At 66.9% G+C, this 16,429-nt stretch carries 14 protein-coding genes; 6 read left to right on the forward strand and 8 right to left on the reverse strand.

All coding sequences use genetic code 11. The features are described 5' to 3' along the window. Position 1: 1 nt before the first annotated feature. On the reverse strand, positions 2 to 1,168 hold the full coding sequence (locus tag ABZ827_RS07740) for a spirocyclase AveC family protein (RefSeq protein ID WP_357233884.1): 1,167 nt from the start codon (positions 1,166 to 1,168) through the stop codon (positions 2 to 4). Between the two features lie 211 nt (positions 1,169 to 1,379). Here ABZ827_RS07740 and ABZ827_RS07745 point away from each other — a divergent pair, with 211 nt between their 5' ends. Both ABZ827_RS07745 and ABZ827_RS07750 read left to right on the forward strand, forming a co-directional pair. Continuing rightward, positions 1,380 to 1,982: a TetR family transcriptional regulator gene (locus ABZ827_RS07745; protein WP_357233886.1), complete on the forward strand. Its 603-nt coding sequence runs from the start codon at positions 1,380 to 1,382 to the stop codon at positions 1,980 to 1,982. Between the two features lie 84 nt (positions 1,983 to 2,066). Then, entirely contained in the window at positions 2,067 to 3,182 is a 1,116-nt protein-coding gene (locus ABZ827_RS07750) for an NAD(P)-dependent oxidoreductase (protein WP_357233888.1), read from the forward strand. A gap of 58 nt (positions 3,183 to 3,240) precedes the next feature. Here ABZ827_RS07750 and ABZ827_RS07755 read toward each other — a convergent pair whose 3' ends face one another. Beyond that, positions 3,241 to 3,843 (reverse strand): TetR family transcriptional regulator, encoded by a 603-nt coding sequence (locus tag ABZ827_RS07755; protein WP_357233890.1) that lies wholly within the window; start codon positions 3,841 to 3,843, stop codon positions 3,241 to 3,243. A gap of 200 nt (positions 3,844 to 4,043) precedes the next feature. Here ABZ827_RS07755 and ABZ827_RS07760 point away from each other — a divergent pair, with 200 nt between their 5' ends. Next, positions 4,044 to 5,246: a cytochrome P450 gene (locus ABZ827_RS07760; protein WP_357233892.1), complete on the forward strand. Its 1,203-nt coding sequence runs from the start codon at positions 4,044 to 4,046 to the stop codon at positions 5,244 to 5,246. Positions 5,247 to 5,305: 59 nt separating this feature from the next. Continuing rightward, a complete protein-coding gene (locus ABZ827_RS07765) occupies positions 5,306 to 6,058 on the forward strand; it encodes an SDR family oxidoreductase (protein ID WP_357233894.1) in 753 nt (250 codons plus the stop codon). 75 nt (positions 6,059 to 6,133) lie between these two features. Here ABZ827_RS07765 and ABZ827_RS07770 read toward each other — a convergent pair whose 3' ends face one another. Next, positions 6,134 to 7,729 carry a GMC oxidoreductase gene (locus ABZ827_RS07770; protein ID WP_357233896.1) on the reverse strand — a complete coding sequence of 532 codons (1,596 nt, stop codon included), beginning with the start codon at positions 7,727 to 7,729 and terminating at the stop codon, positions 6,134 to 6,136. A gap of 181 nt (positions 7,730 to 7,910) precedes the next feature. Further along, on the reverse strand, positions 7,911 to 9,194 hold the full coding sequence (locus ABZ827_RS07775) for a lipase family protein (RefSeq protein WP_357233898.1): 1,284 nt from the start codon (positions 9,192 to 9,194) through the stop codon (positions 7,911 to 7,913). A 251-nt stretch (positions 9,195 to 9,445) separates the two neighbouring features. Here ABZ827_RS07775 and ABZ827_RS07780 point away from each other — a divergent pair, with 251 nt between their 5' ends. Beyond that, complete coding sequence (locus ABZ827_RS07780; RefSeq protein WP_357233900.1) at positions 9,446 to 10,117, forward strand: TetR family transcriptional regulator; 672 nt, start codon at positions 9,446 to 9,448, stop codon at positions 10,115 to 10,117. Positions 10,118 to 10,672: 555 nt separating this feature from the next. Further along, on the forward strand, positions 10,673 to 11,956 hold the full coding sequence (locus ABZ827_RS07785; protein ID WP_357233902.1) for a GDSL-type esterase/lipase family protein: 1,284 nt from the start codon (positions 10,673 to 10,675) through the stop codon (positions 11,954 to 11,956). A gap of 103 nt (positions 11,957 to 12,059) precedes the next feature. Here the strand turns inward: ABZ827_RS07785 and ABZ827_RS07790 are convergent, their stop codons facing one another. The 4 genes from ABZ827_RS07790 to hpaD form a co-directional block, all read right to left on the reverse strand. Beyond that, on the reverse strand, positions 12,060 to 13,523 hold the full coding sequence (locus ABZ827_RS07790; protein ID WP_357233904.1) for an NAD-dependent succinate-semialdehyde dehydrogenase: 1,464 nt from the start codon (positions 13,521 to 13,523) through the stop codon (positions 12,060 to 12,062). 85 nt (positions 13,524 to 13,608) lie between these two features. Continuing rightward, positions 13,609 to 14,412, reverse strand: a complete 804-nt coding sequence (locus ABZ827_RS07795; protein ID WP_357233906.1) for an HpcH/HpaI aldolase/citrate lyase family protein — start codon at positions 14,410 to 14,412, stop codon at positions 13,609 to 13,611. Beyond that, the gene (hpaH, locus tag ABZ827_RS07800; protein WP_357233908.1) at positions 14,397 to 15,185 is read right to left on the reverse strand and encodes a 2-oxo-hept-4-ene-1,7-dioate hydratase; all 789 of its coding nucleotides are present in this window, start codon (positions 15,183 to 15,185) and stop codon (positions 14,397 to 14,399) included. Before hpaH ends, ABZ827_RS07795 begins: the two co-directional genes overlap by 16 nt. Positions 15,186 to 15,236: 51 nt before the next feature. Further along, the gene (gene hpaD, locus ABZ827_RS07805) at positions 15,237 to 16,391 is read right to left on the reverse strand and encodes a 3,4-dihydroxyphenylacetate 2,3-dioxygenase (RefSeq protein WP_357233910.1); all 1,155 of its coding nucleotides are present in this window, start codon (positions 16,389 to 16,391) and stop codon (positions 15,237 to 15,239) included. Between the last annotated feature and the right edge of the window lie 38 nt (positions 16,392 to 16,429).

Here is a 16,429-nt window from a genome sequence, read left to right on the forward strand (position 1 = left end):
ATCAGTTCTCCGGCTGGAACGGGACGATCTTCGGAACCTCGACTCCGTCCGGAAGGACGAGCTGCCCGTCTTTGTTGATGTAGCCGGAGTCGTTGCGTGGCATCGGCAGATCGGGATGGGGGCAGGGCTTGTCCGTTCCGTCCCCGCAGATGCCGCCGGTGAAGTACGAACGCTCCTGGATATCTTCGGGCCAGGGATCAGCGTGCTGGCCGACCCATTGCGCGGGGAGGTTGTAGAAGACGAAGAAGATCGCGCTCACCGCGGCGAATATCGCCAGGAAACGCGTGAGCTGCTGCCGGACGACGCCGCCGCGGACCTGGTCGAGCCCACGCTCCACAATCGTGCGCCCGCGATCATCGGTGAAGAAACGCAGGCAGGCCAGACCCGCTTGGACCGCGCCCCACATCAGGCCCTCGTAGATCGGCCACTGGTAGTAGTGACCCGCGTTGAACGACACCGACTGGATCGCGCCCGGGAAGGTGTAGAGCCCGAGCGGCAGCAGCATGCAGCCTTCCATGATGAAGTCGAGGACGAAGGTGAACGCGAACGTGACCCCGATCAACTGGAGGTTGCTGATCCCGGGCCAGCGTGCTTTGACCTTCCGCATGAACCAGCACACGATGATCGTGATGAGCAGGACGCCCCACGCGTAACCCGGGACATTCATCAGTAGTGGTTCGGCGACCTGGGCACCCGGTTCTTCCTGCGATACCCAGCCCGGAACGTAGGGCGCCCAGGAACCCCTGTTGAACATCCAGGTGTTGTAGGTGCACCACGTGTTCACATAGTTCAGGAACGGGTCCTGGAAGAACATCAGGCCCATGGACGCCAGCAGGATGCCGTCCAGGGTGATCCGGCGCTCGCGCCACCACGGTCTGATGATCCACCAGTAGATGGCGAGGGGAAAGCCGATCAGGACGCCGGCCGTCCAGATGCTCAGGATCGTCTTCATGAGCATCGGTGGATCGTTCGGGCCGGTGGGTACCCGCTCGAAGTAGGGGCCGGTGATCCATCTGATCCACACATACACCTGGAGCGCCAGGATCAGCCCGCCGAGGACGGCCCAGATATAGATGCCTTTGCTCGTCTGCCGATTCTCGGTGCCGAGGGCCGCGGAGCCGAGCTTTTCGGTGACCTCGGCGGTTTTGTTGTTCGACAGTTCGCTCATGCAACTGCCCCTTCTGGATTGCGTTCTGCAGCGCTAGCGGGTCCGATCGCCGACAGCGGGACTCGGCACGCGCTCGATATCACCGGCACCGCAACGGAAATCCGTTTTCACGGCGAAGTCCGCCTCCTTCCGGCATCCGGCCCTTCGTTAAGATACCTACGAGTATCTGTCATCACAATGGGTTTCTGAGATCCATGTTAGGATCGTTTCCGTGGTGGAGCGTTGGACGAAAGAGCGGCGATTGGAGCGCACCCGCGCCCTCCTGCTGGATGCCGCCGAGGAAGTGTTCGCCGAAAAGGGTTTCGCGGCCGCCACTCTCGACGACATCGCACACGCGGCCGGCTACACGAAGGGCGCCATCTACAAGCATTTCTCCGTGAAGGAGGAGCTGTTCCTGGCGGTGAGCGACCGATACTGGCGCCGCTATTTCGACAACTTCGCCGAAGTACTCTCGAACGTCACGGCGGTGGGGCCGCACGAACTCGACCGAGTGGCCGAACGCTGGCGCAAACTCAGCCACGACCGCGGCGCCGAACACGCCGCGCTCGGCCACGAGTTCACCCTCTACCTTCTACGCAATCCGGAGGCCCGGGCACGGGTAGCGGCCAAACGGCTGGAGGTGGCCGAAGAACTCGCCGCATTCGTCGCCGAGAACCTCGAGCGCGTGGGCGGCAGCCTGACGATCACGCCGCGCGCCTTCGCCCAGGTACTCATCGCCACCAGCGATTCGGTGATACTCGGAAGCCAACTCGACGATATCGACCTCTACCGGCCGATCCTCGAAATGTATCTGTCCGTCGTCAAACTCCCCTGACGATCCCTTGTCGCCGGCTCGCCTGTTCCCGCGCATTCCCGACGGCTACACGCATCCCCGCGATCCGGCGTGAAAGAAGGCACCATGCGCGCTCCCGTCCTCATCACCGGCGCATTCGGCCAGGTCGGCAAACGCGTCGCCGAACTCCTGTTGTCCAGGGGCCATACGGTGGTGGCAACCGATCTGCGCACCGATGCCGCACTGTCGGCCGCGGAGAGACTGGCCGGGGCCGCCGAGCCGGGCACGCTGCGCACCACCTTCGCCGATCTGCTCGACTCCGGCGCTGTCGAGGCCCTGGTGGACGAACACCACCCCGGCACGATCATCCACCTGGCCGCCATGTTCTCCCCGCAGTCCTACCGCAACCCACAGTTGGCCCGGCGGATCAACGTCGGCGGCACCGAGAACCTGGTGCGCGCAGGGCAGAAGCTGCCGGTCGCTCCGCTGCTGCTGTTCGCTTCCAGCGCAGCGGTATACGGTTCCCGCAATCCGCATCGGCATCCCGGACGCATCACCGCGGACACCCCGGTAGCCCCGATCGACCAGTACGGCGAAGACAAGGTACTGGCCGAGGGCGTCATCACCGGCAGCGGTCTCCCCCATGCCTTCCTCAGGCTCGGCGGCATACTGTCCCCCGACACCACCGCCGGGATCAACACCGACCATTTGGTGCTGATCCGCGCGACCCCCGGCGACAACCGGCTACACGGCGTCGATGCCCGCGACGTCGCGCTGGCATTCGCCAACGCCGTCGAACGTCGCGACAGCATCAACGGCAAAGTGCTGCTCATCGCCGGTAACGACAGCTACGCCCACACCCACCGCGACGTCGAGGACGCCATGTTCGAAGCCATGGGCATAGGCCGGCTCGGACTTTCGGCCAGCTTGCCGGGCGATCCCGGCGACGATCGGGGATGGGCATTCACCGGCTGGTTCGACACCACGGAATCGCAAGCACTGCTGGACTTCCAACAGCACGATTGGGCCGAAACGGTCACGTGGATCGCCGAGGCCCAGCCGCGTCTGCTGCGCGCAGCCCTCCGGGCCACCGGCCCGCTTCTGCGACCCGCGATTCGCACGGCACTGGCCCTGCAGCGACGTATCGAACACCGTGGCCCCTACGCCGAACCCTGGACCCTGATCGTTTCCCGGTACGGCCCGCAGGTCCTCGCCCGGGGCAATGGAGAAACCGGCCTCTGAGCACCGCCTGCCGGGAACCACCGGATTACCGGTGCGGCCGGCCTCGTACGACCGCTGGTCAGGGCACGGTGATGACTGCCGTGTACATCTCGAGTATCGGCCGGTACAGGTCGGTCTTGTTCAGTTCGGCGGCCAGCATGATGCTGTCGCTCGTGGCGATCAGCAACTGCGCGAAGGTCGAGGCCGGCATGACGAGTGTGGCACCCAGCTTGCCGAGGCTTTCGACAACGAAGGCCGTGAGTTCATCGTGGACCCGCTGCTGCTGTGGCACCACGCGCGCGCGGGCTCCGGGGTTCCGGAGCAGGTAGAGGGTGAATTCGTAGCCCAATGCGGCTTGCTGGGTGCCGCCGCTTTCGGCGAGCCGGCGCCAGCGTCCGGCGATTTCGGTGAGTTCGGCCTCGCCGATTTCGGTGACCGAGGCGAGCAGTTCGGTGAAGGTGTCGAAGAAGCGCCGCCAGTATCGGTGATGGACCGCGAGGAACAGATCTTCCTTGGCCTTGAAGTGCACATAGATCGCACCCCTGGTGTATCCGGCGGCAGCGGCGATGTCATCGAGGCTCGCCGCACCGAATCCTTTGGCGGCGAAGACCTCCTGCGCCGCGTCGACGAGCAGGTTGCGCGTGTGTTCGGTGCGTCGTTCCCGGGTCCAGCGCTCCACCATCGCTCCATCCTGTCAAAGCGAAAACTCGCATACGGCTGACAATCTCACATACGAGGACGTATGTTAGCGACATGTCCGTATCTCATATGCGGACGGGCACCTACGGCGGCAACCCGGCCTCGCCGCCGTGGGTGCCATCAGGCCGCCCCGGCATGAATCGATGCTCTTGGGGGTTCATCTCCCGGAGAGGAGCGACGGCCATGACCGTCTCCGCTACCAGCGAAGTATTCTTCGATCCCTACGACACGGGCCTCATCGCGAACCCGTACCCGATGTTCGCCCGGCTCCGCGAAGAGAAGCCGCTGTACTACAACGAACAGCACGACTTCTACGCATTGAGCCGGTACTCCGACGTCAACAGCTGCCTCGCCGACACTGCCACCTACAGCTCCGGCCGCGGCAATGTCCTGGAACTGATCAAGGCCGGTATCGAGATTCCGCCGGGCCTGCTGGTGATGGAGGACCCGCCCCGCCACGATATCCATCGCCGGCTCGTGGCGCGCATGTTCACACCCCGCACGATCAGCCGGCTGGAACCGATGGTGCGCGAATTCTGCGCCCGCAGCCTCGATCCCCTCGTCGGCAGCGCTGGTTTCGACTTCATCGCAGACCTGGGCGCCCCCATGCCCATGCGAGTGATCTGCATGCTCTTGGGCATTCCCGAGGAAATCCAGGAGGCGGTCCGGGATCACTCCAACGCTCAGGTGTCCACCGAAGACGGACGGCCGATGACGGCTGCCTCGGACGGGCTTGACGACGGCCGGATCTTCGCCGAGTACATCGACTGGCGGGAGAAGCACCCCTCCGACGACATTGTGACCGAACTACTCAACGTCGAGTTCGAGGACGAAACGGGAACTCTGCGGCGGCTCACCCGCGACGAACTGCTGATGTATGTGAACGTGGTGGCCGGCGCCGGCAACGAGACCACGACGCGGCTGATCGGCTGGGCGGGCAAGGTCCTCGCCGAGCATCCCGATCAACGCCGTGAACTCGCCGAAGCCCCCGAGCTGATCCCGCGGGCAATCGAGGAACTGCTCCGCCTCGAACCACCGGCGCCCCACGCCGCACGCTGGGTCACCCGCTCCGTCGAACACCACGGCCACGAAGTACCCGCGGGCAGCGTGATGATGCTCCTGATCGGGGCAGCCAACCACGACAACCGCCGCTTCCCGCCCGACGCCGACCTTTTCGACCTCCACCGCCCGCCACAACCCCATCTCGGATTCGGGATCGGCGCGCATTTCTGCCTCGGCGCCGCCCTCGCCCGGCTCGAGGGCCGTATCGCTCTCGAGGAGGTACTGCGACGCTTCCCGGAATGGGACGTCGACCTCACCGCGGCACGGATGTCGACAACGTCGACGGTCCGCGGCTGGGACAGCATGCCTGCCGTCCTGCCCTGACCCGACCGGACAGCCACCAGCGGCCGGAACGATCGACGGAGAGTACGGAGAGTATCGATATGCAGGATCTCGGGCGCCGGGGATACATCGTCACCGGCGCGGCAAGCGGTATCGGTCTGGGAACATGCCGGAAACTGGTTTCGGCCGGGGCCGCCGTGGCCATGCTGGACCGCGATATCGGAAAACTGACTGCCGAGGCCGCCGACCTCGCCGCCCGCGGCACGGCGTTCGCTCTCGGCTGTGATGTCGCCGACGAGGATTCGGTCGCCGGGGCGGTGACGGAAGCGGCCGCGCGGTTGCCGTCTGTCGCCGGTGTCTGTACCAGTGCGGGCGTGTTCGAAGCGCCCGACCTGCTCGATCTCGAGGACCTCGATATGGCGGTTTTCGACCGTGTCCTCGATGTCAATTTGCGCGGCACCGTATTGGTGTTGCGGGCGGCACTGCCGCTGCTCGGTGCCGGCGGGTCGATCGTGACCGTCGCCTCGACCGCCGGTTTACGCGGGCACGGCTACGGGATGGCTTATACCGCCAGCAAAGGTGCTGTCGTCGCACTCACCCGGCGCACCGCACTCCGCTACGGCCCGAAGGGTATTCGGGTCAACTGTGTATGCCCCGGCGCTACCGCCGGGGAGGGACTCGGCTCGGTGTTCGACGACGAACAGACCGCGGCACAGACCGCGGCGGACCTGCCGCTCCGGCGGATCGGGCAGGCCGACGAGGTCGGCGCGACCATCGCCGTTCTCCTGTCCGACGACACCAGCTATGTCACCGGACAGGTCCTCGCAGTCGACGGCGGCATGGTGATCCGCTGACCGATCCGTTCACACATATCGACGACGCCCGATCGGCGGGCGCCGGCTATTCGTCCGGCCCCCCTGGCAGCCGGTTCAGATCAGCGTGCCCACATCCTGGGCGACGAGGTTGTCCAACGCTCGTTCGGCGACCGCGGCGATGGTCATCGACGGGTTGCACGCGGCGGTATTACCCGGCATCAACGCACCGTCGAGAACATAGAGCCCGCGCTGACCGTGCACACGGCCGTCCAGATCGCAGACCGTACCCATGCTCGCGCCGCCCAGCGGATGCCAGGTGGAGGGGAACAGTGCGTTCGTGTCCACCAGCGCGCCGCCCGGCCCGGCGATCCGGTGCACGGCCGGTCCGATATGCCCGTCCTGGATGGCACTGTCGCCCTCCCGCGGCCAATGCAGGACCGCGTCGTCGCGGGCGGCGTCGTAGCGGAATTGCCCGCGGCCGTCGCTGACCCCGTAGCCGACCATCATCGTGCTGCTCGGATCCAGTGCCAGCGGTGGTATGGAGGCCTGGATAACGGTGTGCGCGGTCTGTGGGTCGTCCCAGTTCAGGCTGCCGTAGACGACCGGGCCACCCTGCGGCGCACCGAATCCCGCGGAGGGGTCCGCCCAGACGTAGATGCGGTCGGCGTTGGTACCCCAGCCCGTGCCGAGACCGTCCGGCAGATCAGGGATCATCTTCTTGGCGCCGGCGCGCACGAGCAACCGGGTGGTGTTGAGGCTGCCCGCCGCCAGGATCAGTGCGCCGGCGGTGAGCACCTTGTGCTCCACCACCGCACCGGCGGTATCGAGACGCTGCACCCGCACGATCCAGCGGCCGTCCGGCGCCCGTTCGATATCGGTCACCTCGTGGAGGGTCTGCACCCGCACCAGACCCGTGGCTTCCGCCGCGGCGATGTAGGTGACGTCCACGGAGTGCTTGCCGCCGTTGTTGACGCCCATCGCTCCGTCACCGTTGGTGTACGAGGGTTTCATCTCGCCACGCAACTCGGCCAGTGCGAAATCCCAGTCGATCGGCATCGGAATCTTCGACAGCGGCATCCCCGCGCGCCGCACGCGATCGGCGAATACCCTTGCCGCGCGGTAGTTCTCGGAATCGACCAGCTCGTCGGGCGCTTCGGCCAGCCGTAGCATCCCGGCCACCCGCGGGTAGTGCACCCGGTTCATGGTCTGCCAGTCCAGTTCCTGCGGGAAATGGGTATTGAACACTGCTTCCGACGGTTGCAGCGACATCCCCTGATAGACCAGCGAACCACCACCCACCCCGGCGGCGCACAGGGCGGTCATATTCTCGCCCGGGACAGCTTCCACCAGGCCGGTGTAGGGCTCGAACGCCAGTGGCCGGCCGAACAGATTCGGGCTGGAGCGGCACCACAGGAGCCGCTTGTCCGGCGCGGTGGCCCGCGGAAACGTCTCCGAATTCGGGCCGGTGGGCCACCGCAGTCCCCGTTCCAGCACCGTGACCGGCACTCCCGCCTGCGCCAAACGCAAAGCGCTGACACCGCCCCCGAACCCGGAGCCGATCACCACCACCCGGTGCTCTTCCTGAGTGAGTGGGACATTGCCGACCTGGGCCGCGGCCGGAGCCGGCGACCCGATCGCGCGTGCCCCGATGAGGCCCGCACCTGCGGCGGCTGCGCCCGCCAGCAGTGATCGGCGCGTGATTTCCTTCATCAATCAATCCTTCGGTGTGTTCTCGGAGCAGGACTGCGTTCATCCCTGGAATGGGCACGGCTGCAGCCGCACACCGCCGTAGGGTGATGCGCGTGGTACTACGAAGCCGTGCCGGCCGCCGAGCGGAAATCCGCACAGCACGATTTCTCGTGCGGGCGGCGGGCGCCTCGGCGCCGGGTCGTCAGTCGATGGTGCAGCCGGAGACCGGCTTGCCGGCCAGGCGATCCAGGAGATAGGTAACTGCGTTGTCCGGGCCGAATCCGTCGATCATTTCCGGGCCGAAATGGTTCGGGATGGTGGTTCCCGGCAGCAGCGGCGGCAACTCGTTCGTCCGGAACTCGACCGTGGCACCCTTGGCGCACCAGTCGTCGGCGAGCTGCCGGGCCTGGTTGTAGGGCACCGTGTCGTCGTTGCGTCCGCTGGTGATCAGCACCGGTGAAGCCGGGGTGAGGGTGCCCACCCGGAGATCGGCCAGGGCCGGGGCAGCTTCCGGGATCGCCCGCAGGTGAGCGCCGAGTGGTTGCCCGTCGCGGGTCAGTGAGCTGGTCTTCAGGAACGGGTAGCGGGTGATGATGTCGCCGATACAGGCGTCGCTCAGTGCTGCCAGGGTGTCGCGGCCGGCCTGGCTGGTCACCCGGTCGACCGCTTTCTCCAAGTCGGGATAGCGGGCCAGCAAACCGTTGACGGCGAAACCGATCGCCCCGCCGATCAGGGCTCCGTCGATACGCTCGAGGATCGCGGCCAGATCGGCCACCGGGCCCCCGGCCCAGGTGCCCTTCAGATTCAGTTCGGGCGCGTAGTCCGGCGCCATCTCGGCCGCCGCCGCGACAGCTCCGCCGCCCTGCGAGTAACCCCAGAACACCAGCGGAGTATCGGGTCCGGTGCCGGCCAGGTTGCCGGCCGCCCGCGCACCGTCGAGAACGGCGTGCGCCTCCTCGATCCGGTTCGCGTATGTATGTGTCCCCGGTGTGCCCAACCCGACGTAGTCGGTCACCAGCACGCGCGCACCGAGGCGGCTCCACACCGCCGACGACGGCAACTCCTGATTCGCCGACAAGGACGGCGACGGATCGGTGGTGATCGTGATCCCCGTCGAGAAGGCCTTCGACATGGCGCACCGGTCGCCCTGGCCCGACGTACCGGGACCGATCACAACCGTCGGCCGCGGACCGGCCCCCAGCCACGGGCCCGCCGCATCGATATAGGTCCCGGTGACCGCGACCGGCGACCCGTCCTGCAACCGGGTGGTGTACATGATGTGCTCCGCCTTGCCCGGCCAACCTTGGTCGGAAGGCAGCGTGGCCAGCAGCGACATCGGCTGGGTCCGGATCACTGTGCCGGGCTCGGCCGGGATCTGCTCGGGCGGGGTATAGAACCCGTCCGGCGCGGCCGCGGCCTCGGGCTGCTGGGTCGTCACCACCGCGAGCGCGGCCGCACAGGCGACGGCCACCGCGGCCGCTGTCATCCGAACGCCCCGAGGTAGCCGTCTCCGCCGCGACTTCTGCCAGTACTGCTGGTACATCGATACCTCTCCATGAACCTCTACCCGGGACCAGGTGCCGAGTGCCCCGAGTCACGCAGCCATGCCCCGATGAAGCACGTCACAGCTGCGGCGTACCGGACAGTAACATAGTTACTCGGGGTGTCCAGACGGTCAGGCGAGGACCGCGCCGGTCCGGTTCCCGCGCAGAAACCGGGCCTCGTTACCGTTGACCTGTGAGTCCAGCACCGAAAACAGCGGCAGTCGATCAGATCATCGATGTTGTCCTGCACCTGCTGGAAACCGACGGATACGAAGCAGTCCAACTCCGCGAAGTCGCACGCCGCGCGCACGTATCACTGGCCACCGTGTACAAGCATTTCGCCGATCGCGACGAACTGATCGTCACCGCGGTCGAGCACTGGATGGCCACCCACAGTTTCACCGCGATGCAACGACCACAGCCGGGAGAAACCCTGTGCGCCGGCCTGATGCGGATTTTCCGGTACGTATTCGAACCGTGGGAGCGCAGCCCCCGGATGCTGGAGGCATACCATCACGCCCGCACCGGCCCCTGCGGACACCGCCTCGACGCCCAGGGCATCGAGGCGATGCAACCGGTCCTCACCGCATTGTTCGAACGAGCGGACCCCACCTATGTCGAAGACATCTCGCTGGTGCTGAACAACCTCACCTACGCGCTGATCGGCCGCTTCGCCGACCGCAACCTCGAGATCACCGAAATCCTGCCCATCCTCGACCGCGCGGCCTATCGGCTCACCCACGACAACCACGCCGACGCGGCCGCCGCAGTATCCGGTGGGACGAACCGGCAACCCGGACCCGACGAGACGGTGATCGCCTCTCTCGCAGCACCTTTCCGGGCACCGGACCGAACGGGGGACTGACCCTCCGCCGTCCGGAAAGCCGTTCGACCGCCGAAACCGACCGTTCACCGCACAATCCCTCGCGCTCACCGACGGCGGTGCCCGGACGGCACTTCGCGTGCACCCGGCTGGTCTACTTTTGCCAGCGAGGAAGTAACCACCATGGGTTTCATCGATGCGGCGCCGCCATCTCGGCAGCATCCATGATTCGGCCGACGGAGCCGGTACCACCCCGATTGTCTCCGGCGCCGACCGTCACTCCGCGAACCAGCGCCCGGCCCTCAGGCCGCTCCGGCCGGCACCCCGGCCCTCGAAAGCGAGTGCCCAACCCGAGTGGGAACGGGCTTGCCCACGCCACGACCGGGAGAACACCACGGCCGCGGATGAAGCCCGAGCACCACCGGCTCGACGAAGAGTAGGCGAAATGCATAGTTGTCACGCGCCCGCGACCGGGTCCACGGCGTCCGTCGTGTGCTCTCCCATACCCGGCGGCGAGGTGAAATGCCGGTGAATCCGAACCGTTCCCGCACAGCGCCGAAACGCATCGGCACCGCACCGGCCGGACGATACGCAGCCATGATCGCGTTGGCCGTCGCGGCATCGGCGCTGACCGGCGCCACCCCCGTCACCGCGCAGCCAGGTGAACAACACTGCGCCCGAGACCGATTCGTCGCGGCGTGGACCGCGAGCCCCACCGATTCCCTGACCCCGCTGGACGCCTCGGGAGGACCGGTACCACTGACCGTCGACGACCAGACATTCCGCATGGTCATCACCCCGAATCTCGGCGGCGAGCAGCTGCGAGTGCATCTCACCAACCGCTTCGGGCAGGGACCGGTCACCTTCGGCGAGGTCACCGTCGGTGAGCAAACCGAAGGAGCAGGGGCAACCCGAATCCGGCCGGTAACCTTCGGCGGCAACCGATCGATCACTGTTCCCGCAGGCGCCGATATTGTCAGCGACCCGCTACCGTTCCGGACCACCCCCGCACAGCCACTGGTCGTCGGTATCCACGTCGCCGGCCCAGCCGGTCCCCCCACCAAACACTGGAACGCCAACGCGACCTCCTATTATTCACCACCGGGCAGCGGCAACCTCACCAGCCGGACAGCCGCCGGCCAGTTCACTTCCCGGACCGGATCCTGGTTCTACGTCCACGGCCTGGATGTGCAGGCACCGGCCGGCACGCATGCCGTGGTGGCGTTCGGCGACTCCGTCACCGACGGATTCGTCGGCACGACCCCGATGGGAATCCCGGCCGACCGCGCTGTCGCCGACACCGACAGCCGATATCCCGACTTCCTCCAGCGCAGACTCGACGACGCGGGCATACCCGTCTCGGTCGTCAACGCGGGCATCGGCAGCAACCGGGTGGTCACCGGCGGCGAACCGTTCCTCCTCGGCCCCAGCGCCCTCACCCGATTCGAACGCGACGCATTGGATCACGCGGGCGTGAGCGGGGTCCTGGTACAGGAGGGCATCAACGACCTCGGACTGCCGCCACCCGCAACCGCCGAACAGGTGATCGCCGGCTACGAGCAACTCATCACCGCGGCACACCGCGCCGGAAAGAAAATCTGGCTCGGCACCCTGCTACCCGCCTCCGACGCTCTCGTCGACGGTGTCCTGCTCGCCCCCGACAGCGAAAAACACCGCCAGGCGATCAACACCTGGATCCGCGCCCAGCAACTCGCCGACGGCACAGTGGATTTCGATGCCGCCCTGCGCGACCCACACAACCCCGCGACCCTCCGGGCCGACTACTCCAGCCCCGACCGTCTCCATCCCAACCCGTCGGGTTACCGCGCCATGGCCGATGCTGTCGAACTCGCCATGATCGCCCAGCACCCCAGCTGCTGACCGTCTCCCGGATCAAAACCCACTGCCGCAACCGGCCGGACCTTCGCCATCTGCGGCAGTTCGCCGGGACCGGATTCCGATGACCGGCTCGACGGCTTCGAGATCAGGTGTTCGGGATGAGGGTGTACTTGGTGAAGAGGAACTCGTGGATACCCTCGAATCCCCCTTCCCGGCCGATTCCCGACTGTTTGATCCCGCCGAACGGTGCCGCTGCGTTGGAGACGACACCGGCGTTCAGGCCCATCATGCCGGTTTCCAGCCGGTCGATCATGCGGTGACCACGCGCGAGGTCTTGCGTGTACACGTACGAAACCAGGCCGTACTCGGTGTTGTTCGCGAGCCGCACAGCCTCGTCCTCGGTGGTGAACGTGGTGATGGCGAGGACGGGGCCGAAGATCTCCTCGCGCAGGATTTCGCTGCCGTCGGCGACTCCGGTGAGGACCGTGGGTTCGTAGAAGCTGCCGGGCCGTTCGACCCGGGCCCCGCCGGTGCGTACCACCGCACCGCGTCCCGTGGCGTCGGCGACGAGGTCGGCGGCCTTGCGTACCGCGTTGTCGTCGATGAGCGGCCCGATTGTCACGCCGTCCTCGGTGCCGCGGCCGATTGTCATTTCGGCTACGCGGGAGGTGATCCGCTCGGCGAACTCCTCGGCGATCCGCTCGTGCACGATGAACCGGTTCGCGGCCGTGCAGGCCTGCCCGATATTGCGGAACTTGGCCGCCAAGGCGCCTTCGACGGCCTTGTCGAGGTCGGCGTCGTCGAAGATCACGAACGGGGCGTTGCCGCCGAGTTCCATCGAGACGCGCAGGACCGTATCCGCGGCTTGTGCGATGAGCTTGCGGCCCACCCCGGTCGAGCCGGTGAACGAGAGTTTGCGCAGCCGGGGGTCGGCGATGAGGGGTGCCGAGATACGGCTCGCGGAGGTGGTGGTAACCACGTTCACCACACCGGCGGGCAGCCCGGCGTCGGCCAGCAACTGGGCGAAGAACAGCGAGGTCAGCGGTGTGGCCTCCGGGGGTTTGAGCACTGTGGTGCAGCCCGCGGCCAGCGCCGGCGCGATCTTGCGGGTGGCCATGGCGAACGGGAAGTTCCACGGGGTGATGAAGTACGAAGGCCCGACCGGATGCTGGGAGACGATCATCTGCCCTGTACCTTCGGGGTTGCTGCCGTACCGGCCGTGTACGCGGACGGCTTCCTCGCTGAACCAGCGCAGGAATTCGCCGCCGTAGGCCACTTCACCGCGCGCTTCCGCCAGCGGTTTACCCATTTCCACTGTCATCAGCAGGGCCAGATCCTCGGCGCGTTCCTGCACGAGTTCCCAAGCACGCCGCAGGATTTCACTGCGTGCGCGGGGCGCGGTGGCGGCCCACGACTCCTGTGCGGCGACCGCCGCGTCCAGGGCGCGGATTCCATCATCGGGCATGGCGTCGGCGACCTCACGTACCACCTGTCCCGTCGCGGGATCGTGCACCGCGAACGTGGCGCCGCCGGTGGCATCGACCCATGCACCGCCGATGAACAGCTGGTTCGGGACGGCGGCAAGTAGCGCATTCTCTCGGTCGGTCACTACGTCACTCCTGGAGGTGGAACAGTCGGGGACGGCTCGTCGGGTATCGCCGAGTGCCGGTGGTGCGGTGCGCGGTCGGGCTCGTTCAGTACGAGGTACGCGGCGATTCTCCGGTACTGCCGATATAGCTCTTCGCCAGCTGCTCGGAACCTCGTGCGAGCAGCGCCACATCGGCTCCGACGAGAACGAAATCGGCGCCCGCCGCGGCATAGTCCCGCGCGGCGGCCGGGTCGAAGGCGTTGACGCCGATGGGTTTACCGGCCGCGGCGATACCCGTGAAGGCACGTTTCACCGCGGCGACCACCTCGGGGTGGGTCTGTTGCCCGAGCAAGCCCATCGAGGCGGCGAGATCGCTGGGACCCACGAATACGCCGTCCACACCGGGTGTTTCGGCGATCGCGCGGGCGTTCTCGACACCGTCGATCGTTTCGATCTGCACGAACACCGACACATGGTCGGCGTCGTCGGTCAGATAATCCTCGACCCGGTTCCAGCGGGCGGAGCGGGCGAGCGCACTGCCCACGCCGCGGCTTCCGGCGGGCGGGTACCGTGTCATTCCGGCGACGGCCGCGGCCTCGCCGGGGGTCGAGATCATCGGCACCAGCAGGTTCTGCGCGCCGAGGTCGAGCACCTGTTTGATGATCACCGTCTCGCCGGCGGGTACCCGGACCAGCGGCGTCGACGGATAACCGGAGACGGCGTAGAGCTGCGCGAGCACGGATTCCAGGCCGTTGGGCGCGTGCTCCATATCGATGAGGAGCCAGTCCAGGCCCGCGCCGGCCATGATCTCGGCGACCACGGGGGAACCCGAGCAGATCCACCCGCCGTAGAGGGTGCGGTCCGCGGCGGCCAGCCGGTCGCGGAAGGTGGGGGTCAGACGAAGCGGCACGAGATCGTTCCCATCGGTCCGTAGTCGGCGAGTACGGTATCCCCCTGTTCCACCCACATCGGGCGGGTGAAGGAGCCGGCCAGGACGATCTCGCCGGCGCCGAGGCTGTCGCCGTGCTGAGCGAGTTTGTTCGCCAGCCAGGCCACACCGGTGGCGGGGTGGTTGAGTACCGCCGCGGCGACCCCGGATTCCTCGATGGTCTCGTTGCGGTACAGCAGGGCCGAGACCCAGCGCAGGTCGATATCGCCCGGTTTCACCGGGTTCCCGCCGTACACCAGTCCACCGAAGGCGGCATTATCGCTGATGGTGTCGACGATCGTCCGGCCCGGTAGTTCGACCCGCGAGGACAGGATCTCCAGCGCCGGCACCACATACTCACTCGCGCGCAGCACATCGAAGACCGTCACATCGGGCCCGCGCAGCGGCTCACCGAGAACGAAGGCGAGTTCGACCTCGATCCGCACGTTGGAGAACTGCCCGTGCTCGATCACTGCGCCGTTGTCGAATACCGCGTCGGCGAAGATGGCGCCGTAATCGGGTTCGGTGATACCGGTGGCCGCTTGCATGACCTTGCTGGTGAGCCCGATCTTGCGCCCCACCGGCCGGCGCCCGGCCGCGATCCCCCGGCGGCGCCATTCGTTCTGCACCGCGTAGGAATCCTCGACGGTCATTGCCGGGTAGCGCCCGGTCAGCAGCGGCACCGTCGCGCGGTCGCGTTCCGCGGCGGCCAGTTCGTCGGCGATCGCCGTGATGGTTTCGGCGTCCAGCGCCATCGGAAATCCTTCCTGTCGGCCGGTCCCGCGCGGCGGGACCGGCCTCGGTCGTCAGAGCTGGTGGCCCAGCTTGTATTCGCCCTTTTTCCAGTCCGGAAGGTCCTCGTCGCCGGGTTCGCGGGTGTAGGAGAATCCGTCGGCTCCGATGGTGACCTCCAGCTCGCTGGAATCGGTGCGCGACACGACCGGTTGCGGGTTGCCGTCCAGATCGAGCACGAGCGAGGCATCGGTGTACCAGGACGGGACGACCGGGGTGCCCCACCAGTCGCGGCGCTGGTTGTCGTGCACATCCCAGGTGACGACCGGGTTGTCCGGGTCGCCGGTGTAGTAGTCCTGGGTGTAGATCTCGATGCGGTGGCCGTCGGGATCGCGCAGGTACAGGTAGAAGGCGTTGGAGACACCGTGTCGGCCGGGGCCGCGCTCGATGTGATCGGACAGCCGCAGCGCGCCGAGTTTGTCGCAGATCGACAGGATGTTGTGCTTCTCGTGGGTGGCGAAGGCGACATGGTGCAGGCGCGGGCCGTCACCGCCGGTGGTGGCGGTGTCGTGGACGGTCGGTTTGCGGCGCATCCATGCGGCGTAGGTGGTGCCGGCTTCGTCCTGGATATCCTCGGTCACCCGGAAACCCAGGTCCTGGTAGTGCTTCACCGCGCGCGGCACATCGGGGGTGACCTGGTTGAAGTGGTCGAGCCGGACCAGCGCACCGGGTGTGTATAGGTCGTAGCGCCAGGCCAGCCGCTCGACATGCTCGGTCTCGTAGAAGAATTCGTACGGGAAGCCGAGCGGGTCGACCACGCGCACCGAATCGCCGATGCCCTTGCTGAAGCCCTCCGCCCGGCGTTCCACGCGACAGCCGAGCTCGGTGTAGAAGGCGACCGCCCGGTCCAGGTCCTCCGGCGTCCGCACCCGGTAGGACAGGGCCGCCAGCGCGGCGACCGGGCCCTTTCGGATCACCAGGTTGTGGTGAATGAACTCTTCGAGAGTGCGCAGGTAGACCGCGTTCTCGTCCTCCTCGGTGACGGTCATCCCGAGCACGTCCACGTAGAACTCGCGGGAGCGGGCCAGATCGGTGACGACGAGTTCGGCGTAGGCGGCGCGCACGATATCCGGCGGCGGCGCGGTGGGGGTGGCCACCGGGTCGTCGGCGTGGATGGGGGCTTCCTGGGTGACGAAGAAGCCGGAGGAGGTAGGGGTGCGTTCGGTCATTGCTGCTGCCTTGGGGTGAGTACGGTTCGGGAGAGGTC

Origin of the sequence: Nocardia sp. NPDC019395 (assembly GCF_040632335.1) — a bacterium.
Lineage (GTDB): Bacteria > Actinomycetota > Actinomycetes > Mycobacteriales > Mycobacteriaceae > Nocardia.

Bases quoted from the DNA above. Each gene is read 5' to 3' on its own strand.
- ABZ827_RS07775 (WP_357233898.1), bottom strand. From the start codon at position 9,194: ATGACAGCGGCCGCGGTGGCCGTCGCCTGTGCGGCCGCGCTCGCGGTG.
- hpaH (WP_357233908.1), bottom strand. From the start codon at position 15,185: ATGGCGCTGGACGCCGAAACCATCACGGCGATCGCCGACGAACTGGCC.
- ABZ827_RS07765 (WP_357233894.1), top strand. From the start codon at position 5,306: ATGCAGGATCTCGGGCGCCGGGGATACATCGTCACCGGCGCGGCAAGC.
- hpaD (WP_357233910.1), bottom strand. From the start codon at position 16,391: ATGACCGAACGCACCCCTACCTCCTCCGGCTTCTTCGTCACCCAGGAA.
- ABZ827_RS07760 (WP_357233892.1), top strand. From the start codon at position 4,044: ATGACCGTCTCCGCTACCAGCGAAGTATTCTTCGATCCCTACGACACG.
- ABZ827_RS07750 (WP_357233888.1), top strand. From the start codon at position 2,067: ATGCGCGCTCCCGTCCTCATCACCGGCGCATTCGGCCAGGTCGGCAAA.
- ABZ827_RS07755 (WP_357233890.1), bottom strand. From the start codon at position 3,843: ATGGTGGAGCGCTGGACCCGGGAACGACGCACCGAACACACGCGCAAC.
- ABZ827_RS07740 (WP_357233884.1), bottom strand. From the start codon at position 1,168: ATGAGCGAACTGTCGAACAACAAAACCGCCGAGGTCACCGAAAAGCTC.
- ABZ827_RS07770 (WP_357233896.1), bottom strand. From the start codon at position 7,729: ATGAAGGAAATCACGCGCCGATCACTGCTGGCGGGCGCAGCCGCCGCA.
- ABZ827_RS07785 (WP_357233902.1), top strand. From the start codon at position 10,673: ATGATCGCGTTGGCCGTCGCGGCATCGGCGCTGACCGGCGCCACCCCC.